This is a genomic window from Brevibacterium yomogidense (assembly GCF_016107685.1).
Classification (GTDB): domain Bacteria; phylum Actinomycetota; class Actinomycetes; order Actinomycetales; family Brevibacteriaceae; genus Brevibacterium; species Brevibacterium yomogidense.
Window position 1 is genome coordinate 264,964 of the sequence record NZ_JABASY010000002.1, and the last position, 26,570, is coordinate 291,533.

The 26,570-nt window shown below is 69.2% G+C and carries 24 protein-coding genes and 3 tRNA genes; 16 read left to right on the forward strand and 11 right to left on the reverse strand.

Going from position 1 to position 26,570, the window contains the following annotated elements; genetic code table 11:
• Positions 1 to 57: 57 nt before the first annotated feature.
• Positions 58 to 1,680: a cell division protein gene (locus JFC09_RS05535; RefSeq protein ID WP_198393012.1), complete on the reverse strand. Its 1,623-nt coding sequence runs from the start codon at positions 1,678 to 1,680 to the stop codon at positions 58 to 60.
• A 473-nt stretch (positions 1,681 to 2,153) separates the two neighbouring features.
• Between JFC09_RS05535 and JFC09_RS05540 the strand changes: the two genes are divergently transcribed.
• The 8 genes from JFC09_RS05540 to ettA all read left to right on the forward strand — a co-directional run bounded on the left by JFC09_RS05540 (position 2,154) and on the right by ettA (position 10,794).
• Entirely contained in the window at positions 2,154 to 3,350 is a 1,197-nt protein-coding gene (locus JFC09_RS05540) for an acetyl-CoA C-acetyltransferase (protein WP_198393013.1), read from the forward strand.
• 3 nt (positions 3,351 to 3,353) lie between these two features.
• Entirely contained in the window at positions 3,354 to 3,671 is a 318-nt protein-coding gene (locus JFC09_RS05545) for a thiamine-binding protein (RefSeq protein WP_198393014.1), read from the forward strand.
• A 149-nt stretch (positions 3,672 to 3,820) separates the two neighbouring features.
• Positions 3,821 to 3,893, forward strand: a tRNA-Arg gene (locus tag JFC09_RS05550).
• A 180-nt stretch (positions 3,894 to 4,073) separates the two neighbouring features.
• On the forward strand, positions 4,074 to 5,780 hold the full coding sequence (locus JFC09_RS05555) for a dynamin family protein (protein ID WP_198393015.1): 1,707 nt from the start codon (positions 4,074 to 4,076) through the stop codon (positions 5,778 to 5,780).
• Positions 5,777 to 7,393 carry a GTPase gene (locus JFC09_RS05560; RefSeq protein ID WP_198393016.1) on the forward strand — a complete coding sequence of 539 codons (1,617 nt, stop codon included), beginning with the start codon at positions 5,777 to 5,779 and terminating at the stop codon, positions 7,391 to 7,393. The genes JFC09_RS05555 and JFC09_RS05560 overlap by 4 nt, the downstream gene beginning before the upstream one ends.
• A gap of 195 nt (positions 7,394 to 7,588) precedes the next feature.
• Positions 7,589 to 8,221: a single-stranded DNA-binding protein gene (locus JFC09_RS05565; RefSeq protein WP_198393017.1), complete on the forward strand. Its 633-nt coding sequence runs from the start codon at positions 7,589 to 7,591 to the stop codon at positions 8,219 to 8,221.
• 148 nt (positions 8,222 to 8,369) lie between these two features.
• Positions 8,370 to 9,029 carry a DUF6993 domain-containing protein gene (locus tag JFC09_RS05570; RefSeq protein WP_198393018.1) on the forward strand — a complete coding sequence of 220 codons (660 nt, stop codon included), beginning with the start codon at positions 8,370 to 8,372 and terminating at the stop codon, positions 9,027 to 9,029.
• Positions 9,030 to 9,111: 82 nt separating this feature from the next.
• Entirely contained in the window at positions 9,112 to 10,794 is a 1,683-nt protein-coding gene (gene ettA, locus JFC09_RS05575) for an energy-dependent translational throttle protein EttA (RefSeq protein ID WP_198393019.1), read from the forward strand.
• Between the two features lie 94 nt (positions 10,795 to 10,888).
• On the opposite strand, the gene JFC09_RS05580 is transcribed toward ettA, so the two are convergent.
• Positions 10,889 to 11,773 (reverse strand): acyl-CoA thioesterase, encoded by an 885-nt coding sequence (locus tag JFC09_RS05580; protein ID WP_198393020.1) that lies wholly within the window; start codon positions 11,771 to 11,773, stop codon positions 10,889 to 10,891.
• Between the two features lie 138 nt (positions 11,774 to 11,911).
• On the opposite strand from JFC09_RS05580, the gene JFC09_RS05585 reads away from it, so the two are divergent.
• Together JFC09_RS05585 and JFC09_RS05590 are read left to right on the forward strand one after the other, a co-directional pair.
• Entirely contained in the window at positions 11,912 to 12,457 is a 546-nt protein-coding gene (locus JFC09_RS05585) for an acyl-CoA thioesterase (RefSeq protein ID WP_198393021.1), read from the forward strand.
• Positions 12,450 to 13,217 (forward strand): hypothetical protein, encoded by a 768-nt coding sequence (locus JFC09_RS05590; RefSeq protein ID WP_198393022.1) that lies wholly within the window; start codon positions 12,450 to 12,452, stop codon positions 13,215 to 13,217. Before JFC09_RS05585 ends, JFC09_RS05590 begins: the two co-directional genes overlap by 8 nt.
• A 25-nt stretch (positions 13,218 to 13,242) precedes the next feature.
• Here the strand turns inward: JFC09_RS05590 and JFC09_RS05595 are convergent, their stop codons facing one another.
• From JFC09_RS05595 to pepN, 3 genes are read right to left on the reverse strand one after another with little or no spacing between them, the layout of a single operon-like run.
• Positions 13,243 to 13,686, reverse strand: coding sequence for a globin (locus tag JFC09_RS05595; protein WP_198393023.1), 444 nt, complete (start codon positions 13,684 to 13,686; stop codon positions 13,243 to 13,245).
• Entirely contained in the window at positions 13,683 to 14,849 is a 1,167-nt protein-coding gene (locus tag JFC09_RS05600) for a mechanosensitive ion channel family protein (RefSeq protein WP_198393024.1), read from the reverse strand. Before JFC09_RS05600 ends, JFC09_RS05595 begins: the two co-directional genes overlap by 4 nt.
• A 38-nt stretch (positions 14,850 to 14,887) precedes the next feature.
• Positions 14,888 to 17,560 carry an aminopeptidase N gene (gene pepN, locus JFC09_RS05605; protein ID WP_198393025.1) on the reverse strand — a complete coding sequence of 891 codons (2,673 nt, stop codon included), beginning with the start codon at positions 17,558 to 17,560 and terminating at the stop codon, positions 14,888 to 14,890.
• Positions 17,561 to 17,687: 127 nt separating this feature from the next.
• Here pepN and JFC09_RS05610 point away from each other — a divergent pair, with 127 nt between their 5' ends.
• Positions 17,688 to 18,296 carry a mycothiol-dependent nitroreductase Rv2466c family protein gene (locus JFC09_RS05610; RefSeq protein WP_198393026.1) on the forward strand — a complete coding sequence of 203 codons (609 nt, stop codon included), beginning with the start codon at positions 17,688 to 17,690 and terminating at the stop codon, positions 18,294 to 18,296.
• 88 nt (positions 18,297 to 18,384) lie between these two features.
• Positions 18,385 to 18,843 carry a ribose-5-phosphate isomerase gene (locus JFC09_RS05615; protein WP_198393027.1) on the forward strand — a complete coding sequence of 153 codons (459 nt, stop codon included), beginning with the start codon at positions 18,385 to 18,387 and terminating at the stop codon, positions 18,841 to 18,843.
• 38 nt (positions 18,844 to 18,881) lie between these two features.
• Here JFC09_RS05615 and JFC09_RS05620 read toward each other — a convergent pair whose 3' ends face one another.
• The 4 genes from JFC09_RS05620 to JFC09_RS05635 all read right to left on the reverse strand — a co-directional run bounded on the left by JFC09_RS05620 (position 18,882) and on the right by JFC09_RS05635 (position 22,170).
• On the reverse strand, positions 18,882 to 19,412 hold the full coding sequence (locus JFC09_RS05620; protein ID WP_198393028.1) for a methylated-DNA--[protein]-cysteine S-methyltransferase: 531 nt from the start codon (positions 19,410 to 19,412) through the stop codon (positions 18,882 to 18,884).
• Positions 19,409 to 21,103: an AlkA N-terminal domain-containing protein gene (locus tag JFC09_RS05625; protein WP_198393029.1), complete on the reverse strand. Its 1,695-nt coding sequence runs from the start codon at positions 21,101 to 21,103 to the stop codon at positions 19,409 to 19,411. Before JFC09_RS05625 ends, JFC09_RS05620 begins: the two co-directional genes overlap by 4 nt.
• Before the next feature lie 55 nt (positions 21,104 to 21,158).
• A complete protein-coding gene (locus JFC09_RS05630) occupies positions 21,159 to 22,007 on the reverse strand; it encodes a type II CAAX endopeptidase family protein (protein WP_232483205.1) in 849 nt (282 codons plus the stop codon).
• A 92-nt stretch (positions 22,008 to 22,099) separates the two neighbouring features.
• Positions 22,100 to 22,170, reverse strand: a tRNA-Gly gene (locus JFC09_RS05635).
• Between the two features lie 127 nt (positions 22,171 to 22,297).
• On the opposite strand from JFC09_RS05635, the gene JFC09_RS05640 reads away from it, so the two are divergent.
• Positions 22,298 to 22,371: transfer RNA gene (locus tag JFC09_RS05640), tRNA-Pro, on the forward strand.
• 114 nt (positions 22,372 to 22,485) lie between these two features.
• Here JFC09_RS05640 and JFC09_RS05645 read toward each other — a convergent pair.
• Both JFC09_RS05645 and JFC09_RS05650 read right to left on the reverse strand, forming a co-directional pair.
• Entirely contained in the window at positions 22,486 to 22,662 is a 177-nt protein-coding gene (locus JFC09_RS05645; RefSeq protein WP_198393030.1) for a hypothetical protein, read from the reverse strand.
• Between the two features lie 68 nt (positions 22,663 to 22,730).
• Positions 22,731 to 22,976 carry a hypothetical protein gene (locus JFC09_RS05650; RefSeq protein ID WP_198393031.1) on the reverse strand — a complete coding sequence of 82 codons (246 nt, stop codon included), beginning with the start codon at positions 22,974 to 22,976 and terminating at the stop codon, positions 22,731 to 22,733.
• 115 nt (positions 22,977 to 23,091) lie between these two features.
• Between JFC09_RS05650 and JFC09_RS05655 the strand changes: the two genes are divergently transcribed.
• From JFC09_RS05655 to JFC09_RS05665, 3 genes are all read left to right on the forward strand, one after another.
• Positions 23,092 to 24,348: a hypothetical protein gene (locus JFC09_RS05655; protein WP_198393032.1), complete on the forward strand. Its 1,257-nt coding sequence runs from the start codon at positions 23,092 to 23,094 to the stop codon at positions 24,346 to 24,348.
• Positions 24,349 to 24,473: 125 nt separating this feature from the next.
• Positions 24,474 to 25,934: a purine-cytosine permease family protein gene (locus JFC09_RS05660; protein WP_198393536.1), complete on the forward strand. Its 1,461-nt coding sequence runs from the start codon at positions 24,474 to 24,476 to the stop codon at positions 25,932 to 25,934.
• On the forward strand, positions 25,931 to 26,560 hold the full coding sequence (locus tag JFC09_RS05665; protein ID WP_198393033.1) for a cysteine hydrolase family protein: 630 nt from the start codon (positions 25,931 to 25,933) through the stop codon (positions 26,558 to 26,560). Before JFC09_RS05660 ends, JFC09_RS05665 begins: the two co-directional genes overlap by 4 nt.
• The last annotated feature ends 10 nt before the right edge of the window (positions 26,561 to 26,570 follow it).

Here is a 26,570-nt window from a genome sequence, read left to right on the forward strand (position 1 = left end):
AGCCCTCCGTCCGTCTCAGAGGATCGGTGACGTCCCCCGGATCAGCGCCGACCCGGATCAGCGCAGACGGTTGTTCGGCTGTGTACGACCACGCAGGTTCTGCGCGCCTCCGCGTCCGCGCCCGGTACCGGGCGCGTTGCCGCCGGGTCCGGAACCGGGCTTGCCGGATGCCGGTCGGCTCCCGGCTGCGGAGGAACCGGTCTTCTTCGCACCCTCACCGGCTGAGTCGTCCGTATCGCCGTCCTCGTCCTCGTCCTGGTCGGCTGCGTCGTCCGCGGCCTCGGGAGCGGGGTCCTCGGTCTCCGGCTCGGTGACGACCGCGTCCGGGTCGGTGTCTGCGGCCTCGGCCGTCTCTGCTGAGTCCTGGTCCTTCTCAGTGTCCGCGGAGCCGGCGCCCGCCTCCGCACGGAGCGCTTCGAGTTCGTCCTCGTCGCCGATCTTCTCCGTCGGGACCGCGCCGGCGGCCACACGTTCCGGGCTGGGCTCCTTCTGGGCGTCGGTGGTGGGGAGCAGACCGGGGGTGGCGAACATCGAGCGGAGCTGATCGAGCTGCGCCGCGATCGTCTTCCGCTGCTTCGTGAGCAGGTCGACCTGGGACTGCGCGGACTGGATGTTGCGGCGGGACTCCGCCTGCGACTCCTCGATCGTGGCTTCCGCCGTGGCACGGGCCTCGCTGATGAGCGTCTGCGCGCGCTTCTTGCCGTCGGCGATGATCGTGTCGGCCTGCTCGACGGCCTCCGTGCGCGTGCTCTCCGCTCGCTCCGATGCGGACTTCGCGTCCGCCTCCGCCTTCTCCGCACGCTCCCGTGCTTCCTTCATGAGGCGGTCGTTCTCCGCCTTCGACGTCTCGAAGCGGTCCTTCTCCGCCTTCTCGAACTCGCTCCTCTTCGTCGCGAGCTCCAGCTCCAGGGCTTCGGAGGCCTTCCGCGCCTCGTCTTCGCGCGCCTTCGCGTCGGCGAGGACGGCGTCGGCCTTCTCCTTCGCGCTCGTGCGGAGTTCGTCGGCCTCCTCCTGCGCCTTCGTCCGGATCGATTCGGCTTCGGCCTTCGCCTCACTGCGGAGACGGGCCACCTCTTCGTCCGCGTCCGCACGCTGCGTGGCGAGCTCACGGGTGAGGGCCTCACGCGAGTCCGATGCCTCCGCCGCTGCGGTCGACCGCAGCCGCTCCGCCTCGCGCTCAGCGGAGTCCAGTGTCTCCTTGGCCTTCTTGTCCGCCGCCGTGATCGTCTCCGACGCGCGCAGCTCCGCCGAGGAGGTGATCGCCTCCGCCTCGGAGCGTGCGCCGCTCAGTGTGTCGTCGGATTCGGTCCGCATGCGCGCGCGCTGGCCCGCCGCGTCCGCCCGCGCCTTGTTCCGGATCGTCTCCGCGTCCGCGGTCGCCTGTGCGAGGGTCTCCCGTGCCTGCGACTCCGCGATCTTGAGGAGGTGGTCGATGCGCGTGCCGGGTGCGCCGTCCGTATCCGGCTGGCTGCTCGCGGCCTTCTTCAGCTGCTGCTTGGCCTCCGACAGTTCGCCGGCGACCTGCAGCTTGGCGCGATCCGCACTGATCACCTGACTGCGGGCATCCTTGAGGGCCTTGCGGAGGGAGTCGATCTCCTTCTTGAGTTGCCCGATGCGCGTATCGACTTCACTCTTCTCGTACCCGCGCATCGCCGTGCGGAACTCTTCTGGAGGCGTCACTGAGGCTCCCATCCTCTTCAGGTCGTGCTGTGTGGTGCTGTAGGACGTGCGGCGACGACGGATGTCACCGGTCGATCCCGACGGACGACCGTCGGGCCGCACTTCGCTCACCAGTCTAGTGCCAGCGGGTGGACGCGGGGGAGTCGCAGCGGTGTCTGAGACGACTGTCCCAGTGTCCTCTGAGGTGCGGATGCCGGCCGGCCCGTATCCAGTGCGCGTGCCAGCAGCCGGCCGGCGCCAGGAGAGTACGGGAATCGGCCCGGAGGGAGCACCGGGTTCGGCCCGCCGTGAGCACGGGGACCGGCCCGGAGCCGACGAGGTGAGAATGCGTCCGAGGAACCCCTTCCTGTCCTCTGCGGCAGGGGCTTTCGATAGGCTGGGGGCGACGTGCGATGCAGGACACAGATGCTGGACACATTCGTCGCGTGCTGGGCCTCATGCGGAGGTGCACTGCAGATTCTTGAGGAGGAGTTATGACTGAAGCCGTCATTGTCGCGGGGTCGCGTACGCCGTTCGGCAAGATGTCAGGGGCGCTTGGCTCGCTGACCGCCGTGGACCTGGGAGCGGAGGCCATCCGCGGCGCACTGGACCGTGCGGGTGTGAGCCCCGACCAGGTCGAGCACGTGATCATGGGACAGGTGCTGCAGGCTGGACTGGGGCAGGGTCCTGCACGTCAGGCCGCGGTGAAGGCGGGCATCCCGATGTCCGTCCCCGGGATCACGATCAACAAGCTCTGCCTGTCCGGGATCAACGCGATCACGCAGGCGGCCATGCTGGTGCGCGCGGGTGAGTACGACGTCGTCGTGGCCGGTGGCCAGGAGTCGATGACCAACGCCCCGCACATGCTGGAGAAGTCGCGCGCCGGGTACAAGTACGGCACCGTCCAGGTCCGCGACCACATGGACTACGACGGACTGTGGGACGCCTTCACGGATCAGGCGATGGGCGGACTGACGGAGGCCGCGAACGACGAGGACGACCCGAAGCGCTCGTTCACACGCGCGCAGCAGGACGAGTTCGCCGCGACCTCCCACCAGCGCGCAGCTGCAGCCCAGGAGGCCGGCCGCTTCGCCGACGAGATCACGCCGGTGACGCTCAAGACCCGCAAGGGAGAGGTCACTGTCGAGACCGATGAAGGCGTTCGTGCGGACACCACGCCGGAATCGATGGGGAAGCTGCGCCCGGCGTTCCGCAAGGACGGGACGATCACGGCGGGCAACGCCTCGCAGATCTCCGACGGCGCCGTCGCGGTCGTCGTCATGTCGAAGGCGAAGGCGGAGGAGCTGGGTCTGCCCATCCTCTGTGAGATCGGTGCACACGGCTGGACCGCGGGCCCCGATTCGTCGCTCCAGCACCAGCCGTCGCAGGCGATCCGAGCTGCGGCCGAGCGTGCGGGGGTCGCTGCGGATTCCTTCGACCTGTACGAGCTCAACGAGGCCTTCGCCGCAGTGGGCCTGGCGGCGACTGCTGATCTGGGGATCGACCCGGATAAGGTCAACGTCAACGGCGGTGCGATCGCGCTGGGTCACCCGATCGGGGCCTCGGGCGCGCGGATCGTCCTGGACCTGGCGCTCGAGCTCAAGAGCCGCGGCGGCGGCTCCGGAGTCGCCGCGCTCTGCGGTGGGGGCGGTCAGGGCGACGCGCTCATCATCAACGTTCCGAAGGAGTGAACCATGCTGCTCGCATTCTCAGTCGCACCGTCAGGCGGCGCCGACACCGCAGGTGACGGCGGTGTCCACGACGCGGTCGCGGCCGCCGTCGCCGTCGTGCGCGAATCCGGCCTGCCGCACCGCACGGACGCGATGTTCACCACGATCGAAGGGGAGTGGGACGAGGTGTTCGCCGTCGTGAAGGCCGCGACCGAGGCGGTGGCCCCCTTCGGTCCCCGCGTCTCCCTGGTGATCAAGGCCGATATCCGACCCGGCCGCACTGGGGAACTCGACGGCAAGCTCGAACGGCTCGAGCAGGCCATCGACCGCGCTGACGACTGACACGAGCGTGAGCTCCGCGTGAGTGCCGGTCGGCGGCTGTCCGACCGGCACTCATGTCCTCCTCGGGCACACTCCGACCGATCACCGGCCGGAGTGTGCCCGAGGCGTCTGCGACGGTAAGATGCTTCGTGGCCGCGTCCCAGCGGCATGCCCCCATAGCTCAATGGATAGAGCAACGGCCTTCTAATCCGTAGGTTGCAGGTTCGAGTCCTGCTGGGGGCGCCGACACCTTCTCCACCCTCTTCTGTCGACCCGCGGTCTCGTTCGGCTGCGGCTCGCGAACAGGCGCGGTGCGCGTCGCAGGGTCGTGACAACAGCTCCCAGCTAAAGCGCAGGTTCACGGCGTGGTGAGTGGAGGTTGGGCGCGTGGAAGACGATGATTGCCGTGTGGATGCCCGCCCTTTGACTCAATCCGTCGGCGCAGGTGCCGCTCCCGCTCTGGCGGAGCTGCTGCGACGCGTTCAGGAAGTTCGCCTTCCGCTGGAGACTCCGGATGCGCTCGATGCCCGGGCTCTGCAGCGGTCGCTGTCGGACCAGCTCGAGGACTACTTGCTGCCCCGCGTGGAGAACCCGGACGCTCCACTGCTGGTCGTCATCGGCGGTTCGACGGGTGCCGGCAAGTCGACGCTCGTGAACTCGATCCTGCGGAAGTCCGTCACGGAATCCGGCGTGCTGCGGCCCACCACCCGGTCTCCTGTTCTCGTGCACCACCCCGACGACGAACAGCATTTCCAGTCCGACCGTGTCCTGCCGGGGTTCGCTCGGGTGACGCGTGAGGAGACGCGGCTCGACAAGCCCCAGCTGCGGCTCGTGGCGGACGACTCGATCCCGCCCGGCCTCGCTCTCCTCGATTCGCCGGACATCGATTCGGTCATGGAATCGAACCGTCGCATCGCCCGCCAGCTGCTCGCCGCGGCGGACCTCTGGCTCTTCGTCACGACCGCCGCCCGCTATGCGGATGCCGTCCCGTGGGCGCTGCTGACCGAAGCGCAGGCCCGTGGCACGACGGTGGCGCTCGTCCTCGACCGGGTGCCGGGGGAGGCGAACCGCGAGGTGCGCCGTCACCTCACGGAGCTGCTGAGCGGGGCGGGCCTGGGTTCCTCCCCGGTCTTCACGGTTCCCGAAGTCACGCTTCAGGACGGTCTGCTTCCGGAGGCCGCCGTGTTCACCCTCACCTCGTGGATCCTCAACCTGGGGCGCAGCGAGAAGGCGCGGTCCCGGGTCGTCGAGAAGACGCTCGTGGGTGCTTTGGCCTCCGTGCCACCGCGGGTGGAGGAGCTCGCCGCTCAGGTCGCGGACCAGGAGGACCAGCACGCACGTCTGAGCGCAGCGGTCGATGAGGCGTTCGACGCCGGTGTGAAGGAACTCGACGCATCCCTCGCCGATGGTCGCGTGCTGCGGGGCGAGGTGCTGGCCCGCTGGCAGGACTTCGTGGGCGCCGGACAGTTCTTCCGGGGCCTGGAGCCGACGGTCGCACGTCTGCGCGACCGCTTCACCGCGGCGGTCACCGGTCGCCGCGACACGGCCGAACCCCTCGAAGTCGCGATCGAGCAGAGCGTCGCCTTCCTCATCCGAGAACAGGCCGTGCAGGCGGTGGCGCAGTCGCGCATGCGGTGGGAGGACACTCCTGCGGGCTCCGCTCTCATCGCCGGGCAGGACGGTGCGGCAGCCTTCCGAGTCCCGGCGGACTTCGATTCCCGTGTGGGCCGGATGGTCGCCGAATGGTCGGCCGGAGTGAACGAGCTGGTCCGCGATGTGGGCCAGTCGAAGCGGGCGAAGGCGCGCATCCTGTCGTTCGGTGTCAACGGGGTCGGCGCTGTCCTCATGCTCGCCGCTTTCGCCGGGACCGGCGGGCTGACCGGGGCGGAGGTGGGGATCGCGGGGACCACCGCCGTCGTCGCCGGAAAGCTCCTCGACACGATCTTCGGGGACCAGGTGACCCGCGACCTCGCCGCGGAGGTGCGCACGCGCCTCCTCGATTCGGCGCAGTCGCTCGTCCTGTCCTGCCGCACCCCGTTCGATGCAGCGCTCACCGCCGCCGAGGTGCCGCCCCGGCAGGCGGGCACCCTGCGGTCGAGCGGCCACAGACTTGAGGAGGCACTGGGATGACTGACGTGTCGACACCTGCGTCCCCCGCGGCGCACGCGGATCCGGCGCACGTGGAACTCTCACGGCTCACCGACGGACTGCGCTACGCGCTGGATCACGGGGAGGACACCCTTCGCCCCGAGGTGGTCACCGATGCCCGTGAGCTCCTGGCGCGCGTCGACGAACGCATGCGACTGGGGGAGGACCACACCGTCGTCGCGTTCGCCGGTTCGACGGGGTCCGGAAAATCGTCGCTCTTCAACGCGGTCGCAGGTCTGGAGATCGCCCGGGTTGGGGTGCGCCGCCCCACCACGTCGAAGCCGACCGCGTGCGTGTGGGGCACGGGCGGCGAGGAGATCCTCGACTGGCTGGAGGTGCCGGTCGAGAACCGCTCCTGGCGGGAATCGGCGCTGGACGGCGACGACCAGTCCGCGCTGCACGGGCTCATCCTCATCGACCTTCCCGACCATGATTCGACCGCAGTGGAGCATCGCGTGGAATCGGACCGCATGGTCGGTCTGGTCGACGTCGTCTTCTGGGTGGTCGACCCGCAGAAATACGCCGACTACTCCCTGCACACGGGCTATCTCGCCGCGTTCGCGGAGCACAGCACTGCGATGGTCTTCGTCCTCAATCAGATCGATCGGATCGCCTCGGACGATCGTCCGGCTGCGGTCGATCACTTCGCCTCCCTCCTGGCCGCCGACGGACTCGTCGACGCCCGTGTCCGCCCCGCCTCCGCTGTCACTCGTGAAGGCGTGCCGGGACTGCGCGACATCCTGTCGGAGACGATCGCAGCGAAGCAGGCGGTGACGGAGCGCCTGCTGGCCGACGTGCGGACGGCGAACGCACGTGTCCTCGAGGAGATCGGCGAGCCGCCCCACGGGATCGCGGATATCCAGGGTGCACAGGAACTGGTCGGTGCGATGACGGACGCCGCGGGCGTCGATGCGATCGCCCAGACCGTCCACGACGACTACCTGCGCCGCGCATACAAGCGCACTGCGTATCCCGTGTTCGCCTGGATGCAGCGTTCGAAGGCGGATCCGCTGGGCGCGAAGCACGGTGCGGATCGTGACGACCTGGTCCGTGCGGGCGCACCGGAGGTCACCCGTGCGCAGAGGGCCCGAGTGAGCCTGGCCGCCCACGACCTCGTCGACTCCGCCGTGTCCGGCATGCCGTCCGTCTGGCGGAACCGGGTCGCGAAGGAGGAGCGCGCCAGCGCGGAAGCGCTGTCGGAGAACCTGGACCGTGCGATCACGGCGGTCGACGTCCCCAGGCCCCAGCCGGGCTGGTGGACGCTGGCGGGCATCCTCCAGGTACTGTTCTTCGTCGCGACCTGCTTGGGCCTCACCTGGCTGGTCGTGCAGATCCTCGCGATCGTGGGAGTGGGGTTCGACCCGAACCCCGTCCTGTGGATCGCACCGGCTGTCCTCCTGATCGGGGGAGTCATCGGTTCCTTCGTGGTCTCCGCGTGGGCGTCGAGCAAGCGGCAGAAGGGCGCCGTCGATGCGGCGGGCACCATCACCGAACGCCTGCACGAAGCCGTGAGATCGACGGCGGAGAGCGCCTTCCTCGACCCGATCACCGCGGTCGTCGAAGAACACCGGCGCATCCACGACGGTCTGCGCTGACGGCAGCCCACTGATCCTCTCCCCGCGTCACAGCGGGAGGACGCGTCGGCACTGCGGTGCGCACACGGTCTGTGTGCGCACCGCAGTCGTTTCCACAGCGCTCGCCGGCCCGTTGAACGGTCTCCGCCCTCGGAATGGACTCGGATCCATCACGTGGGTGGGAGAGCCCCATCCAGTGCGTGGAAGGGGAGTGACATGAAGATCACGAACGTCTTCATCGGAACAGCCGGCCAGGATCCGCGATCGGGAGCATTCGACGACGGCCGCTCGTGGGCGAACGTGCGCATCGCAGTGAATCACGACTACTTCAACGGTGCGACAGGGGAGGTCGTCAACCGGGGAGTGAGCTGGTTCGATGTGAGCGCATACGGGGCTCTTGCACGGAACCTCGCGTTCTCCGTGCGCAAGGGGGACAGCATCATCGTGGTGGGCGAGCTGCGGATGCGCGACTGGGAGAAGGACGGACGGACCGGGACCAGTGGGACGATCATCGCGGACGTCGTGGGACCCAATCTGCTGTTCGGGGTGTCGAAGTACATGAGGTCGAGTGCGCTCATCCCTGACACACCGGACCCCGAGGCCGGCGACGGGTCGGGGACGAGCGGAGCGGACAGGCGGAATGGCGCATGGGGAAAGCTGGGTGCTCCGGCCGAAGCTCGCGGCACCGCGTCCGGCGGCGGCTTCTCCGAGTCCGCAACCGTGCCTCCGCCAGCGGAGGAGACGGACAGCACCGAGAGCACGTCGACGGCCGATCTGGACGGGGAAGCGTCCGGATCGGACGCGGACGAAGGTGCGGCGACGAAAGAACCTGCCGAGGCGCCCTTCTGACGCGGCGGGGCGGTCCCGTGCGGCCGGCGGAGCACCCACGTGTGTGAGGAGCTTCGTGACCGCGTCGCGTGCTGGGAGCCGCGAGTCGTGGCGGCGGGTGTGCCCCGCTAGAGTGGGACGCGCGAAACCGCTCACCGGAAGGACCCGCATGGTCACAGTGCCCCGTCGACCCGTCGCGACCCGTCGACTCGCAGCCCTCACGGGGTCTGTCGCAGTGCTCCTGACCGGGTGCTCGTTCCTGGACAAGGAGCCGTCCGAACCGACGGTCGTGGAATCCGAGGAGCCCGCGATCGTCGATGACGTCACGGCTGTCCTGGAACCCCTGCTGGGCGACGCGGAATCCCTGCCGACGTCCGAAGAGCTCTTCGACACGCTCATGGACGCGGGCTACGAAGCGGACCAGCTCGAGGCGACGCAGGACGACACCCCGCTGTCCACCGGGGTGTCCTCGAAGATGTTCGCGGTGCTGGTGGACGAAGGCTGCATCGTCGGTGAGATCCGTGAAGGCGACGTGATGGCACACCTCATGCCGCCCTCGGAGTCGACCGGCACCTGCCTGTACGGCGGTGTCGACCGTCCGGAGGGAGCCGCGGAGCCCAGCGGGGAGCCGCGTGAGGACGGTGCCGAGGACAACGGTGCCGGGCACATCCCCGGAGAGGACTTCTCCCGACCGTCGGAGGACGGTGGCGGAGGTTCCGGCGACGACGGACCCGGTGGTGCGGGAGACGGCGGTGATTCGGGCGGTTCCGGCGGTGAAGGGGGCGGCGCCGGTGACGAACCCGGTGACGCGGGCCTCGGCGGCAACTGACTGCCGCAGTCATCGAAGGTGACGGGGGACGCCTCCGGTGGAATGGTCGTAGGCCAGCCTGCGCTATAGGCTGGGAGACACTATGGCAGAGTTCATTTACACCATGCACAAGGCGCGCAAAGCGCACGGTGACAAAGTCATCCTCGACGATGTGTCGATGTCGTTCTATCCCGGAGCGAAGATCGGCATGGTCGGCCCCAACGGCGCCGGCAAATCCACCATCCTCAAGATCATGGCGGGTCTCGAACACCCGTCGAACGGCGAAGCACGGCTGAGCCCCGGCTACTCGGTCGGCATCCTCCTGCAGGAGCCTCCTCTCAACGAGGAGAAGACCGTCCGCGGGAACGTCGAAGAAGCCGTGAGCGACATCAAGGGCAAGCTCGACCGGTTCAACGAGATCTCTGAGGAGATGTCGAACCCGGACGCGGACTTCGATGCGCTCATGGGAGAGATGGGCAAGCTCCAGGAAGCGATCGACAACGCCGACGCGTGGGACCTCGACTCGCAGCTCGAACAGGCGATGGACGCACTGCGCTGCCCTCCCGGCGATGAAGCGGTGACCCACCTGTCCGGTGGTGAGCGCCGCCGTGTGGCACTGTGCAAGCTGCTCCTCGAGAAGCCGGACCTCCTGCTCCTCGATGAGCCCACCAACCACCTGGACGCTGAATCCGTCCTCTGGCTGGAGCAGCACCTGTCCAGCTACCCCGGCGCCGTCATCGCGATCACCCACGATAGGTACTTCCTGGACCACGTCGCGGAATGGATCGCAGAGGTCGACCGCGGTCACCTCTACCCCTACGAAGGCAACTACTCGACGTACCTGGAGAAGAAGCAGGAGCGTCTCCAGGTCGCCGGCAAGAAGGACCAGAAGCTGCAGAAGCGCCTCAAGGAGGAGCTCGAGTGGGTCCGGTCGAACGCGAAGGCACGGCAGACGAAGTCGAAGGCCCGCCTCGCCCGCTACGAGGAGATGGCCGCAGAAGCGGAGAAGACCAGGAAGCTGGACTTCGAAGAGATCCAGATCCCGCCGGGCCCCCGCCTGGGCAATCTGGTCATCGAAGCGGACAACCTGCAGAAGGGCTTCGACGGGCGCAAGCTGATCGACGGCCTGTCGTTCTCGCTTCCCCCGAACGGCATCGTGGGTGTCATCGGACCGAACGGTGTCGGCAAGTCGACGCTCTTCAAGACGATCGTCGGCATGGAGCAGCTGGACGGCGGCGAACTCAAGATCGGCGACTCCGTCAAGATCTCCTACGTCGATCAGTCGCGTGGCGGCATCGACCCGGAGAAGTCGCTGTGGGACGTCGTCTCCGACGGACTCGACTTCATCCAGGTGGGCAACGTCGAGATGCCGTCGCGCGCCTACGTGTCCGCGTTCGGCTTCAAGGGGCCGGACCAGCAGAAGAAGGCCGGCGTGCTGTCCGGCGGTGAGCGCAACCGCCTCAACCTGGCGCTCACCCTCAAGCAGGGCGGCAACCTGCTGCTCCTCGATGAGCCGACGAACGACCTGGACGTCGAGACGCTGGGATCGCTGGAGAACGCGCTGCTCGAATTCCCCGGCTGCGCCGTGGTCGTGTCGCACGACCGGTGGTTCCTGGACCGTGTCGCCACGCACATCCTCGCGTGGGAGGGCACGGAGGAGAACCCGGCGGCCTGGTACTGGTTCGAGGGCAACTTCGACTCGTACGAGAAGAACAAGGTGGAGCGCCTGGGTGAGGACGCCGCACGTCCTCACCGGATGACGCACCGCCGCCTCACGCGCGACTGATCTCACACAGGCGCGGCGCACAGCACGTGCGCACCGCCGAATGACGGAAGGGGCTCCCCAGGGGGAGCCCCTTCCGTCATTCGGCCAGACGTGCTCAGCTGCGTTTGAGGCGGACCATGCCCTGCTGGGTCGCGTGGGCGACGAGCCGTCCGTCGCGCGCGTGCACACGTGCGGTCCCCAGGGCGCGGCCGTTGTTGGACCTCGGTCCCGTGAGGTCGAACAGCAGCCAGTCGTCGAAGTCGAACGCGGAATGCCACCACATCGAGTGGTCGAGGCTCGCCATCCGCAGCTCCGGCGTGTACCAGGGGATGCCGTGGACGCGCAGTGTCGGTTCGAGGAGGTTGTAGTCCGACACGTACGCCAGCGCAGCGGCATTGCGCACGCGGTCGTGGCCGAACGGGGCGACCGTCTTGACCCAGAACATCTCGCTGGCCTTGCGCTCACCCTGGAACGTCGCCTGGATGGCCGGTTCGACGGGTCGGATCTCGAAGGGGCGCTTGAACACCCACCCCTTGAGCAGGGGATGGTCGATCCCCGCCAGCTGCTCCGTGAGGGAGGGCAGTTCTTCCGGCGGCGGCACGTCTTCGGGCATCGTGTCCTGGTAGTCGAGGCCGTCCTCGTCGCGCTGGAACGACGCCATACCCGTGAAGATCGGCTGGCCGTCCTGGTAGGCCTGCACGCGACGGGCGGAGAACGACCCACCGTCCCGCAGGACGTCGACACCGAACGTGAGGTCGGAGAAGACGGAGCCGGCCCGCAGGAAGTATCCGTGGAAGGAGTGGATCGGCCGGTCATCGGCCACGGTCGCGGATGTGGCGATGACGCACTGCGACAGCACCTGCCCGCCGAACAGCCGGTCGCCCGGCTTGGGCTGGTTCCATCCCTGGAAATTGTGCTCTTCGCCACCGACCCCCGGCGTGTCGAGCCGGCGCAGGTCCAGCACCCGCTGCAGTTCGTCGATGTTCGCGTCTACGTCCACGTTCCCCTCCTCGCGGCCAGGCCGCTGGCCAATCCTGTGCAGTGACCGATCCTACCTCCGGTACTGATCGTGCGTTCAGGACGACCGCTCTGTGTCGCGGTGCGTCATGTGAGCGGCGCGGATGGCAGGATGGAGCCTATGGATCAGACGTCTGCGCCACTCACGAACCCCCTCATCCCCGGTGCGTTCACCCGGGTGCTCATCGAGCTGCGCTGGGGTGACATGGACGCGTACGGCCACGTGAACAACGTGACGCAGCTGCGGGTACTCGAAGAGGCCCGCGTCCGCGTGTTCGGGTCACCCACGGCTGCGCGGGACGCACCGAACGTGGTGGTGCCGGGCGCGGGTCGTACAGTCCTGGGCGACGGCCTGCCGGACGTGCTGGGCCGTGCGAGCGCGGACACGGATCTCCTGGTGCTCTCGCACCGCATCGAATACCGCACGCCCATCCCGTACCGGGAGGGCCCCCTCGCCGTCGACTGCGTGGTGTCCGGGGTGTCTCCCGCGTCGATGACGGTGGGCTACGTCATCGCGGAGCCCGACGGCGCCGCGGCGTACACGGTTGCGGAGACGGAGGTGGTCTTCGTCGACTCCGCCACCGGGCGGGCCCGGCGCATCCGCGACGACGAGCGCGCGGAGATCGAGGCCGCGGTGTCCGCACCCGTGAGGCTGCGCCATGTCTGACGGGATGCTGATTCCGGCGGAGAGGTCGGCCCTCACGGATTGGCGCACATTCGTCGCGCGCGCCCTCCACACCGACGCGGATGCGGCGATCCGTCTGGCCGTGACCAAGGACGTCCTCGTGCTCACCGTCGCACCCCTGCACCCGCAGGGGCTGAGCGACAGCATGCCGCTGGTGCTGGGGATGCGCATGCTGCGGCTTAGAAACCTGTCGATGGACGGCCTGGACGTCGTCGTCGAAGCCCGGGCGCTGCTGGACCGCTTCGCCCGGATCGATGCAGAGCAGAAGCCGTTCGACGTGCTGTCCGATCTCAGCGCTGATGCGCAGCACTCGGGTGCGGACACCGTGGGGGAGGGTGACGGGACCGCCCCGGGGGTCTCCGTCCCTCCCGCCGAGGTGCGGGTCCCGTGGACCGGCATCTCACCTCCGAGGGGCCCCTGGGAGCCGCTGGGCACCGTGAGCGCCGATTCGCTGCGGGGCGTGGCGGAAGCGGGGATCGAAGAGGTGGCGAAGGGGACACCGGAGAACGCGGGGTCCCATGCGGTGGACGCGCTGAGGCGGCAGGTCTGGTCCCGCACGGCACTCGAGGTGGGGTTCATCCCGGCGTCGTCGGACGTCGAGCATTCCCAGCCGATCCCGGCCGGTGCCGCTTTCGGCCTCTACACGCTGGGTTTCCTCCCCGCCACAGGGGCGGCGCACGTCCTGCGCTGCGGCGTGTGGACCCGCCTGAGCCTGCCGGCGGGTCACGTCCTCATCCGATGAGGAGGCCCCTCAGTGGGACGAGCCCTCAGAGGAGGGGGCCGGGCGGCTGACGGTCGCCGTCTCCGGTGTTCACCATCGCGGTGGCGGCGCGCTGGAAGTAGTCCCACATGAGTTCGTCGTACATGGGCGGCAGCGCGACGGCGTCCAGTGCTGCGCGCATGTGGGTGAGCCAGCGGTCGCGCGCGTCGAAGGTGACGGGGAACGGTGCGTGCCGCATGCGCAGGCGCGGGTGACCGCGCTGCTCGGAGTACGTGGTGGGTCCCCCGAAGTACTGCTCGAGGAAGGCCTGCAGGCGCCATTTCGCGCCGTCCAGCTCGAGCCCTTCGGGATACATCGCGATGAGCTCTTCGTCCTGGGCGACGCCGTCGTAGAACGCGTCGACGAGAGCGGTGAATGTCTCGTGTCCGCCGACGGAGTCGAAGACGCTCGACGGTCTGCCGACAGGGATGAGGGGGCGGGACGCGGTCATGTGGTGGACTCCTCGGAGGTATCGGCGGTGTCAGCGGCACGTTCGGCCGCCTTGCGTGTGGCGGTGGCGGCCGACGGTTCAGGCATCGTCCGGATGACGGCCTGGCTCCACGGTACCGACAGGCCGTGCGCGGCCATGTGCTGCTTGAACTCGCCGCGGAACGCGCGCCCCACCCCGAACTGCTCGCCGGGCTTCGTCTTGATCGTCACACGGATTGTGACGGCCTCGCCGGAGATCTCCTGCACCCCCATGATGGTGGGTGTCTCGAGCATCGCGTCGTCGTACTCCGGGAACGCCCGCAGTGCGTCCGCGGAATCGTTGATGATCGTCGTGACGGTGTCCTCGTCCGCGTCGTACGGGAACGGGAGGTCGAGCAGAGCGTTGCCGAAGCCCTGGGAGAAGTTGCCCACCCGCAGGATCTCGCCGTTGCGCACGTGCCACAGGGTGCCGTCCAGGCTGCGGACCTTCGTGGTGCGCAGCCCCACCTCTTCGACAGTGCCGATCGCTTCGCCCACGTCGATGACGTCGCCGATCCCGTACTGGTCCTCGATGACGATGAAGAAGCCTGCGAGGTAGTCCTTCACGAGAGTCTGAGCCCCGAAGCCCAGCGCGATGCCCGCGATGCCGGCCGACGCGAGCAGCGGGGCGAGGTCGAATCCCAGCTCCTGCAGGATCATGAGCGTCGTGAGGACCCAGATGATGATGACCGCGATGGATTTCAGGAGCGATCCGACGGTCGTGGAGCGCTGCGCGCGCCGGGTGCGGGCCGCAGCGTCCGCGGCGCCCGAATGTGCGCGGCTGCTGCTGGAGGAGGAGCGGCGACCGCGCTTCGTGTGGCCGTCGGCGATCGACTGGGCGAAGCGGTGGATGAGCCGGCGCGCCACGAACGTGATGATGATCGCGACGACGACGATGAAGGCGATGCGGAGTCCGGGTCCGGTGAGGAATTCCAGACCGGAGGACGCGGACTTCTCGACACTGCGCTGCACGTCGTCGACGGTCACCGGCGAGGCGCTCGGTGAGGGCGGGGTCGTCGCCGCGTCCGTCGGGGCGGCGCTCTCAGCCGGTTCCGTGGCGGTGTCCGTCTGCGTGGAGGCCAGGATGCTCAGGGCGTTCCCGGTCAGCAGCGACGGAATGGTGTGGAGGAGAGGTGATGCAAGCATACGGACCCGAGGCTAACTCCGGTTCCTGGACGACGCACTCAAGAATCCTCCGGTGTCTGAGGAGACGCTCCATCGCCCATCCCGACTGTCTGTGCGCGGAGTGCGCGCAGTGTCGTGTCGAGGTTCTCCCGCATGAGTCGCAGGAGTCCCTTGGGCGCCTTGGGGTGCGTCTCGATCCACGTCTCCGTCGCCCGGGCGGTGCGTTCCGACGCCGGTGGGTAGAGCCCGAGGGTGAGGGACTGCGCGATCTCGAGCGTGCGTGATTCCCACCACCCGGTGACTCTGTCGAAGTACTCACGGGAGAAGTCGGTGAGTGGGGATTCGGCGGCGATCAGAGTCCCATCGTCGTGCTCGATGCCGCGGGCGAAGCCCTGGGTGATCGCACCGATCATCGCGTTGGGCAGCGAGCGGTCGTCCACGAGGTCCAGGAACGCCCGGGTCTTCGCTTCCGACGTGGATCGGGCCGCGGTCGCCGCGGCCGCTGCGCGCTGTCCGGCGGCGGTGTCGTCGGTGCGCAGATGTTCGGCGATCTGTGCGGCGGACCAGCGTCCGCCGGCGGCGAGCGCGGTGACGACGGTCCACGCGAGGTCCGTGTCGACGGTCAGGCCCGGAACGGCCGGCGCGCCGGTCTCGTGAGCGGACAGCACCTCCTCGAGCCGGTCCCAGTGGGAATCGGCCGAGGCGTGGCGGCAGAACGCCTGGAAGAGCTGCAGCTGCTGGTCCGACCCTGCCGGAACGGTGTCCGCACCGACGCACAGCTCCCACAGCCGGTCGGCGATGCGGGTGCGCAGCGCTTTCCGCCGCGTGTGCGGCACGTAGCAGTCGAGTGCCGTGGTCAGCTGGCGCAGCTGGACGAGCAGGCCGGAGGAGTGCGTGATCGCCGGCAGGTGGTCGTGGAGCAGTTCGACGTAGTGGGCGGCCGCGAGCTCACCATCGCGCACCATGTCCCAGATCGAGGACAGGACGACCAGCTGGGTGAGCGAATCGTCGAAGCCGCCGATGTGGGCGAGCACCTGCTCGAGCGAGCCCTCGTCCAACCGGATCTTCGCGTAGGTGAGGTCGCTGTGGTTGGGGACGACGACCTCGGCGGCGGAGGCTCCTTCCGGCAGCGGGACGTCGACGGCCTCGCCGTCCAGGTCCGTGTCCACGGACGCCAGCCGGACGAACCGGCCGTCTTCGCCCAGACGGTAGAAGCCGACGCCCACGCGGTGGGGGCGGAGGCTGGGGACGGGCTGCCCGGGGATGACGTGCGGCTCCTGCGTGAGGGTGAGTGACGTGAGAGACCCGGCGGCGTCGCGGACGGGCAGAGCTCGGATGATGTTGACCCCGGACTCCTCGAGCCACAGCTGCGACCATGCACGGAGGTCGCGGCCGGACGCCTCCTCCAGGGGGCGGAGCAGGTCGCTCAGCTCCGTGTTCGCCCACGCGTGCTCGTGGAAGTAGCTGCGCAGCCCCGTGAAGAACTCGTCACGCCCCACGTAGGCGACGAGCGCACCCAGGACCGCGGCACCCTTCGCGTAGGTGATGCCGTCGAAGTTCACCTCGACGTCCTCGAGGTCCTCGATCTGCGCGACGATCGGATGGGTCGACGGCAGCTGGTCCTGCCGGTAGGCCCACGACTTCTCCAGCGTGGCGAACGTGGTCCAGGCGTCCGTGAACTCGGTGGCCTCCGCCGCGGCGAGCGTCGACATGAACTCCGCGAACGACTCATTCAGCCACAGGTCGTTCCACCAGCGCATCGTCACGAGGTTGCCGAACCACATGTGGGCCAGCTCGTGGAGGATCGTCACGGCACGCCGTTCGACCATCGCGCGGGTGGGGCGGGAGCGGAAGACGTAGTTCTCGAGGAACGTGACGGCCCCCGCGTTCTCCATCGCGCCCGCGTTGAACTCCGGGACGAACAGCTGGTCGTACTTCTCGAACGGGTAGGGCACCCCGAACTGCGATTCGAAGAAGGAGAAGCCGGCGCGGGTGAGCGCGAAGAGGCGCTCCGCGTCGAGGTGCTCGGCCAGGGAGGCGCGGCAGTAGACGCCCAGTGGCACCTCGGCGCCGTCCGCACTCGTGAGGGAGGAGTGGACCGACGAATACGGTCCGGCGATGATGGCGGTGATGTAGCTCGAGATCCGGGCCGTGGGCGCGAACTGCCACACGGACAGTCCGGTCCCGTCGATGCCCAGCCCCTGGGTGAGCGAGTGCTGCCCGGCTTCGTCCGCGTGGGGCGTGGGGGAGTTGCTCACGACAGTCCAGTGCGACGGTGCCAAGACGGTGAACGTGAAGGACGCCTTGAGGTCCGGCTGCTCGAACACCGCGAAGACGCGGCGGGCGTCTGGCACCTCGAACTGGGTGTAGAGGTAGGTCTCGCCGTCGACCGGGTCGAGGAAGCGGTGCATCCCCTCGCCGGTGTTCATGTAGGAGAACTGGCCGTCGACGGTGAGGACGTTGTCCTCCGCCAGGTGCGACAGGGTGATCCTGCCATCCGTGACGAACTGCTCCGGCTCCAGCTCCTCGCCGTTGAGGACGAGCCGGTCGACCCGGTCGCAGATCGCGTCGATGAACGTCCCGTCGCGGGTGGCGGAGGAGAACGCCACCGTCGTGACGGAGCGGAAGGTCGGCCCCTTCCCGTCGAGGACGAGGGTGACATCGTAGGAGCGCACATTCAGAGACGCCGCGCGGTCGCGTGCTTCTGCGCGGGTGAGATTGTGCTGGGGCATTCGGTCCTCCGGTCGACGGCTGCAACTGTGTCCGTGTCGCACTCATTCTGTCATGCAAGGAGCCATGCGCGGTGGGCACGCGTAGGCTGGAGGGACAAGCAATCGATCGATCCTCTGGGAGGGGACTGTGGCCGCTGAGACTCTGGATTTCTGGTTCGACCCGATCTGCCCGTGGGCGTGGATGACGTCGCGCTGGGCGCTCGAGGTGGAGAAGGTTCGTGACGTCGAGGTGGTCTTCCACCAGATGAGCCTCTCCGTCCTCAATGAGGGCAACGAGGACCTGCCGGACGATTACAGGGAGTCGATGGCGGAGGCGATCAAGCCCGCGCGTGTCATCACAGCGGCGCGCGTGGAGCACGGCGAGAGCGTCCTCCGTGACCTCTACACCGCGATCGGCACCCGTATCCACCCCGGCGAGGAGAAGGACTGGATGAAGGCGGTCGCGGAGGCGCTCGACGAGGTCGGTCTTCCGGCGAGCCTGCTCGAGGCCGCGGATTCTGACGCGTACGACGCGCAGCTGCGCGAGTCCCACCACGAGGGGATCTCGAAGGTCGGTGAGGACGTGGGCACCCCGGTCGTCGCGGTCGGCGATGTGGCGTTCTTCGGTCCCGTCATCTCGCCCGCGCCCAAGGGCGAGGACGCCGGTCGCCTGTACGACGGCGTGTACGCCGCCGCGAGCATCCCCGGCTTCTACGAGCTCAAGCGCACCCGCACGACCGGTCCGATCTTCGACTGACCGAGGCTGTGCCCTACCGGTGTCGGCCGACCCTCACTCACCATCCTCACTCACCACCTCGCCTGACCCCCTGACCGAAAGGACCGCCATGGAGATCCACCTGGGCACCGACCACGCCGGATACGACTTCAAGGAGGCGCTCAAGGAGCACCTCACAGCCGCAGGACACGACGTCGTCGACCACGGGGCGCTGGAGTACGACGCGCTGGACGACTACCCGTCGTTCTGCATCGCCGCCGCCGAGGCCGTGGTCGCCGCCCGCGGCACCGGCACCGACGCACTGGGAGTCGTCATCGGCGGGTCCGGCAACGGCGAGCAGATCGCGGCGAACAAGGTGAAAGGGGCCCGTTGCGCCCTGGCGTGGAACACGGACATCGCGAAGCTCGCCCGTGAGCACAACGACGCGTGGCTCGTGTCTGTGGGCGCACGCCAGCACGAAGAGGAGGAGGCGCTCGCGATCGTCGACGCCTTCATCGCGACCCCGTACAGCGGCGACGATCGCCACACGCGTCGGATCCGCCAGATCGGGGACTACGAAGGACGCTGAGCGGGAGGCGCGTGCCGTGGGCTCGCGCGGGAGCGGACTTACGCGCCCTCCCGCGTGAGCAGGCTCAGCTTGATGTCCAACCCGTAGCGGAAGCCTCCCAGTGAGCCGTCCGTGCGGACGATCCTGTGGCACGGGACGAAGAGCGCCGCGGCGTTGAGAGCGCACGCCCCTGCTGCGGCGCGGACGGCTGCGGGCCGGCCGGCGGCCTCGGCGTACTCGGTGTACGTGAGGACCGACCCGGCGGGTACCTCCCGCAGGACGTCCCACGCGTGCGTGCGGAACTCACCGGACTGCTGGACCACGGGGACCCGGGCCGGGGCGGCGAGGTCACCTGCGTAGTAGCCGCGGACGGCCTCGGCGGCGGAGGCGGCGACGGCTTGCATCCCGTCGGTCGACCCTGCCGCGCCTGTCGTGATGGCCGTCGGCCGCAGCGAGGGGTGGACGAGGGCGACGAGGGCATCCGGGTCGGCCGTCCAACCGGAGGCGAGCACGGAGTGATCGGACACGACGGCGGTGAACGGGCCGTCCGGGGTGTCGATCGTGGTGGCGAGCGCGCTGCGCGAGTTCATCGCGAGTCCTTTCGTGGGGGAGCCGTGGGCGAGGGGGCCGAAGGTCCGGGGTCGGCGTTGGTGCGCCACAGCCGGACGACGGCGTAGGAGCGCCACGGGGACCAGCGGGCGGAGCGCTCGTCGAGGTCATCCGTGAACCGCAGGGAGCGGCTGGCGGCTGCGAGTGCGGCGTCGCCGGGCAGCCAGACGTCGGGATCGCCCAACATGCGCATCGTGACGTATGCGGCGGTCCACGGGCCGATCCCCGGCCGGGTGACGAGTGCCGAACGCATCTCAGCGGCTTCCATGCCGACGTGGAGGGTGAGCGTGCCATCCGACAGGGCAGTGGCGAGGGAGTGGATCGTCGCGAGCGACCGTCGTGGCAGCCGCAGCGGGCGGGCAGGGTCCAGGGGCGTCTCCGCGGGGACGGGGAGGACGGCCTCGGCGATCTGCGCAGGCGTCGGGAAGAGGGTTGTGAGACCGGGCGCCGCGGTGTCGACGGGAGTCCCCGCGTGGGAGGCGAGCCTGCCCAGATGCGTGCGGGCGGCTGCGACGGAGATCTGCTGCCCGATCACGGCGCGCACGACGAGTTCGTGCGGATCGACGGCACCGGGGACGCGCACCCCCGGTACCGCGGAGACCAGGGGAGCCAGCAGCGGATCCTCGGCCAGGACGGCGTCTGCGGCGGTCGGATCCGCGTCGAGGTCGAGCATCCGCCGCAGACGGCTGATCACTGTGGGGACGTCCGCCAGCGACGTGACGGCGAGATGCGCACGCACCGTCCAACGAGCGTGGGGTGGTGCGGGCTGGGCGGTGGCGACGACCTCGGCGACGGCGGGCCCGTGCGGCAGGGACAGGGTGCGTGCATAGCGGAGCTGCGCGGGGTCGGTGAGGTCCGCGACCTCGACTCCCGGGATGGCGCGGACCGCGAGGAAGCCGAAGGTCCCCGGCGCATCGAACGGCTCCCGCACCGGCAGGTCCACGGACAGGCGGACGGACGACGCTGCTGTGGGCTGATCTGGCGCGGCGGGCTGGTCAGACTGCGTGGACTGGGAGGGCGTGGCGCCCCGGGGCCGCCTGCGGCGTGCACGCAGCTCCCCGGGCGTGATGTCGAAGACCGCACGGATCGTGTCGTTGAACTGCCGGATGGAGCCGAATCCGGCGGCGAAGGCGATGTCGGCCAGCGGCAGGTCCGTCGCCGTCGCCAGGGTGCGGGCCGTCTGTGCGCGGTGGGCGCGGGCCAGGGCGAGGGGCCCTGCGCCCAGCTCAGCCGTGAGGAGGCGGGTGAGGTGTCGCGGTGTGAAGCCCAGCTGCCTCGCGAGTCCGGCGACACCCTCCCGGTCCACGACGCCGTCGCCGATGAGCCGCATCGTCCGCGCGGCAACGTCGCTGCGGAGGTTCCAGGCGGGCGTGCCGGGGACTGCCCCCGGGAGGCAGCGGCGGCACGCGCGGAAGCCCGCCTCGTGCGCGGCGGCTGAGGTGAGGAGGAAGACGACGTTGCCCGGCTTCGGCGTGAGCGCCGGGCAGGACGGCCGGCAGTAGATGCCCGTCGATGTGACCCCGGTGACGAACTGGCCGTCGAAGCGGGCGTCACGCGCACTGATCGCCCGGTAGCGCTCCGCGAACCCCGCATCGCCCTCCGCGCACACGGGTGCGGTGGGCGCGACGGTGACCGCCGAGGTGCGCGCCGTGTCCCGCGCTGTCGTCTTCATACCTCCAGTCAAGCATGGGCCGGCGGGCCCGGCTAGCGGATTTCGGACATGACTGTCAGTACCAGAAGAACGGCAGCCACTGAGGATGGTGCGCGTGGACGATCGAGCAGAACACGATGAAGTCGAAGAGCAGGTGGACCGTGATCGTGTACGGAAGGGAGCGCGACTTCGTGAAGACGACGGCCTGGACGAGTGCGAACGGGATCGTGAGCAGCGGCCCCCAGGACCGGTAGCCCAGCTCCCACAGGAAGCTCACGAAGATGACCGACGTGAGGACGTTCGCCGTCCAGAACGGGAAGTGGCGCCGCAGAAGGGTGAAGATCATGCAGATGAAGAACAGCTCGTCCCAGATCCCCACCGCGTTCACGCCGATGAAGAGCCGCCCGATCTCACTGGGGGATTCCACGGCGGGCCAGTTGAGGTAGGCGCCGGAGTGGATGAAGTACCGCGGCAGGATGAACCAGGCGGCGAGGAGGACGAAGACCAGCCACCCCCACTCCAACACAGACCAGGGCTGTCCGCGACGGCGCGGATAGCGGATCGCGTCATCGCGCAGCACTGTGCGGTGGAGAGCGTACGGCACGACGACCGCAGCGCTCAGCACGGCGCCCATGAGGAAGAAATGGGGCCACGAGATATCCGCCGCGACGGAGATCGTGTCCACGATGGCGAGCCCCAGGGCGATGAGCCCGAGGTCCCGACCCAGCGGACGCGACGCGAGGAGGCCCAGCCCCACGCCCGCGAGGAGGGGCACGTAGCCCCACGGGGTGAGGAGGCCGAAGAGGAGCACCGCTGCGGCGGCGACGAGTGCGGCGGCAAGACCACCCGTGCTCACGGTGGGCAGCGGTACGGGCGGACCGAGGACAGGAGACGGTGTGTTCTCCCGAGAGGCGGCGGCGTCCATGCACTCAGCCTACGATCCCGGAGGCGCAGGGAGCCTCGCGAGGCCGGTTCGTGAATGACGGAAGCCGCTGGCACCAGCGGCTTCCGTGTCGGAGGGGATGACGGGAATCGAACCCGCACCATCAGTTTGGAAGACTGAGGCTCTACCATTGAGCTACATCCCCGAACAGGGCACAACACTAGACGAATCCGTCCGGCCGCGCAAAACGACGCCGGTCGGCAGTGCGGGCGACTCGCTGGCGTGGGCCGTGGTGCAGAAGGCTCCCCACCTGGGCTAGGATGACGACGTCACGGGATGTAGCGCAGCTTGGTAGCGCATCTGCTTTGGGAGCAGAGGGTCGCAGGTTCAAATCCTGTCATCCCGACACGACACGAAAGGCCCCCTCACCTGCGAAAACAGGTGAGGGGGCCTTTTCGTCGTCACGTACGCCGACTGAACCGTCGCTCAGGCCGACTGAGGCGTACTCCTCGGATCCTCTCTAGAGGAGGGAGCTGATCACGACGATCGCGATCCCGACGAGGACGAGGACGACCCATGTCCAGCCGAACCGCGGCATGTAGTTGTGGCCGTCCTGTGCCCACCACGTGGGGATCCATTTCCGTTCCCTGCGGGACTCGGGGTCATCGTCCCGGTCGGGTCTCCGGTCGTCGCGCATGAGCCCTCCTCTCGGATGGTTGCGTGGCTCGGAGCGGGTCGGAGTGGGACGGGGTGGGTCGGAGTGGGTCAGGCCCTGCTGACGGCGAGCGGCTCCTCCGCCGACATCGTCTCCAGCTGCTCGAGGATCAGGGTGAGGCCGATCGGGTTGTCCGGATGCTCGCGTGCCAGGTCTGCGACGCGAGCGAGGTGTCCGGCCTGTTCCGTCGGAGTGCCGGCCAGGTAAGCGCTGAACGGGGTGGCGTCTGCCATCGTGTCCCTTCCGTCCTGAGGAGTCTGCGTCTGCGCGGCCCCCTGAACGGGGATCGCTGTCATGTGCTCGTGGTCTCATGGAAACCTGATCAGCCGCTGGGATTCAAGCTCAGCACCTCATGGTGGGACAGCCGAATGCCGGACCATCGGTGGGGAGGAGTCTCCTACAGTGGGTTTCATGAACAGTTCCCCGGGGAGGCTGCCGGTGGGGCCTCCGCGCCCGCCCCGCCCGCGCCGCGGCGCGTCGCCCCTGCGCGACTTCCCCGTCGTCGTCTGGCTGCTGCTGGCGGTCGTCGCTGCCTTCATCCAGCCGGTCCTGCGGGAGTCCACGTGGGTGATGGTGCACCTGGCGCTCCTGGGCGCGATGACCCACGCGGTGCTGGTGTGGAGCACCTTCTTCGCCCAAGCGCTGCTCAAGACCCCGGAGTCAGTGGATCCGGCGGCACATCAGACGGTCCGCCTCGCGGTACTGGTGGTGGGGGTCGCCTGCGTCGTCGTCGGCGTCCCGTCAGGGCTGTGGTCCCTCGTCGTCGTGGGCGCTGTCATCGTCGGGGCCGCCGTCGCCTGGCACGGCGTCGCGATGGCCAGACGGCTGCGCGTCGCCCTGCCCAGCAGGTTCGCGGTCACCGTCCGCTACTACCTCGCCGCCGCCGTCTGCCTGCCCGTGGGGGCGGTGTTCGGGGTGCTGCTGGCCCGATGGCCCGCCAGTGACCTGTTCGGCCGTCTGCTCATCGCCCACACCCTCACGATGCTGGTGGGGTGGCTGGGCCTCACGGTCATGGGGACGCTCGTGACGTTCTGGCCGACGATGCTGCGCACCCGTGTCGACCCCCGCGCAGCCGGACTCGCCCACCAGGCGCTCCCGGTGGTCCTCACCGGGCTGGGGCTCATCATCGTGGGCGCACTCGTGGGTCTGCGCGGCCTCGCCGTCGCGGGCATGGTCGTGCACCTGGCCGGAGTCCTCTGGTGGGGCCGAGGCCTCATCGGGCCCCTCCGGGCCGCACCGCCCCGTCGTGCCCCCGCGCTTTTCGCGACCGGCGCGCTCGCGTGGGGTCTCGTCCTGCTCGTGAGCCTCCCACTCCACGTGGCGACCGCGGAATCGTGGGGTGGTGTCGCAGGCGGCTATCTGCCGATCACCACCGTCGCCGTCCTCGGGTTCGCCCTCCAGCTGCTCACCGGCGCGCTCTCGCAGCTCATCCCGACCGTGCTGGGCGGCGGTCCCGCCATCCGCATGGCGGTCGACGCGGAATTCGCCCGCCTCCTCCTGACCCGCTTCATCGTCCTGAACGCCGGTCTGCTGGTGACCCTCCTGCCCGTTCCGCCCGACGTCCGTCGCGGGGCGATCGGCGCGGCCATGGCGGCGGTCGCACTGCTCATCCCGCTCATCCTGCGCGGAATCTTCGTGGGTGTCCGGGCGAAGCGGGCACGCGCCTGAATCTTTATCGCGAAAGCGCGAAAAAGACGCCGGGACCGGCTAGTATCAAGCGCAGCCCACCCCACCGGACGAAAGAAGAGGAGGCGACTGTGTCGGATCCCGTCGTGAACCTTGCCGATCCCGCCGTGCGTGCCGCACCCTCCGCCGCGGCACCCGCACTCATCGAGCGCGCGGGCATCGAGATCATCGGGGAGGCCGAGCGCACCGCGAAGCCCCACCACCTCTTCTGGCCGTGGTTCGCGGCGAACGTGTCCGTGTTCGGAATGAGCTACGGCTCGTGGGTCCTGGACTTCGGCATCTCGTTCCTCCAGGCGACCGCCGTCGCGCTCGTGGGGATCGTCGTGTCGTTCGGACTCTGCGGGCTCATCGCGATCGCGGGCAAGCGGGGGAGCGCGCCCACGATGATCCTGTCGCGCGCGGCTTTCGGCGTGCACGGTCAGAAGCTGCCGGGCATCGTCTCCTGGCTCACCTCCATCGGGTGGGAGACGATGCTCGCGATCTCCGCGGTGCTCGCCACGGCCACCGTCTTCTCCGCCCTGGGGCTCGCCTCCGGCCGCGGGGTGCTCGTCATCGCGGCCGTCGTCATCGCGGCCCTCATCGTCGCCGCCTCCGTGCTGGGCTACCACACGATCATGAAGCTCCAGTCGGTCCTCACGTGGCTCACCGGCGCGATGACGATCGGCTTCATGATCCTCACGGTGCCGCAGATCGACATGTCCGCCGTCCTCGAACAGCCGTCCGGGTCCCTCCAGCAGGTCATCGGCGCGCTCGTCATGGTGATGACCGGGTTCGGCCTGGGCTGGATCAACATCGCCGCCGATTGGTCCCGCTACCAGCGCCGCGACACCCCGGACGGGAAGATCGTCCTCTGGAACACGATCGGCGGATCCGCCGCACCCGCGATCCTCGTCGTCTTCGGTCTGCTGCTCGCCGGCTCCGACGAGGGTCTCCGCGCGGCCGTCGGAGACGACCCCGTCGGTGCGCTCGCCTCCATCCTGCCCCTGTGGGCGCTCCTGCCGTTCCTCGTCACCGCCGTGCTCGCGCTGGTGTCCGGCGCCGTGCTCGGCATCTACTCGTCGGGGCTGACCCTGCTGAGCCTGGGGATCGACATCCCCCGCCCGTTGGCCGCCGCGATCGACGGCGTGATCCTCACCGTCGCGACGATCTGGGTCGTGTTCTTCGCCCAGTCGTTCATCGGTCCCTTCCAGTCCTTCCTCATCACGCTGGGGGTGCCGCTGGCCTCGTGGGCCGGCATCCTCATCGCGGACGTGCTGGCGCGGCGCCGGCCCTACGACGAGGCCGCGCTCTTCGACGCGACCGGCCGGTACGGATCCGTGGACTGGGCCGCGGTCACGACGATGGTCGTCGCCTCCGTGATCGGCTGGGGTCTGGTCGTCAACGGCTTCGCGGACGACGCCGCGTGGAACAACTGGCAGGGCTACCTGCTGGGTCCGCTGGGCGGTCACGACGGCGCCTGGGCAGCTGCGAACCTGGGCGTCCTCGTCGCGCTCGTCCTGTCCTTCGTCGTCACCTGGTTCGTCCGCCGGCGGACCATTCGCACGCAGGAGGAGGTGGCTGTCCCATGACGAGCCCCACTGCCGCCGGATTCCCGGACCCTACTGCCGCCGAGGCGGCGTGGCTGGTGGTCATCGACCCGCAGGCGATTTTCGCCGACCCCTCCTCGGACTGGGCGTCGCCGGAGTTCGACGCCGCGATGAGCGCGATCGAGCGCATCGCCCCGCACTTCGGCGACCGGGTCCTCGTGACGCGGTGGCTGCCGACCGCACCGCGGGCGGTCGAACCGCGGGAGGGCTCACCGGCCCGCACGGCGTCGACCCGCCCCACCTCATGGGACCCGTACTTCGCGGCCTGGCCGTTCGCGGACCGTCCGGCGGACGATCCGCTGTTCGATCTGGTGCCGCGCGCGCAGACCCTTGCCGCGCGCCCGACGATCGACGTGCCGACGTTCGGGAAGTGGACCGAGGCTCTGCGGTCGGTGACGGGCGAGGCTCCGCGGCTCGTGCTCACGGGGGTGTCGACGGACTGCTGCGTCATCGCAACCGCCCTTGCCGCCGCTGATGCGGGGGCGCACGTCCGGGTCGTCGAGGACGCCTGCGCGGGATCGACGCCCGCGGACGGGGCGGCCGCGCTGCGCGTGATGGGTCTGTTCGCCCCGCAGATCCGCCTGTGCTCCGCTGACGATCTCGTCTAGCCGCAGGTGA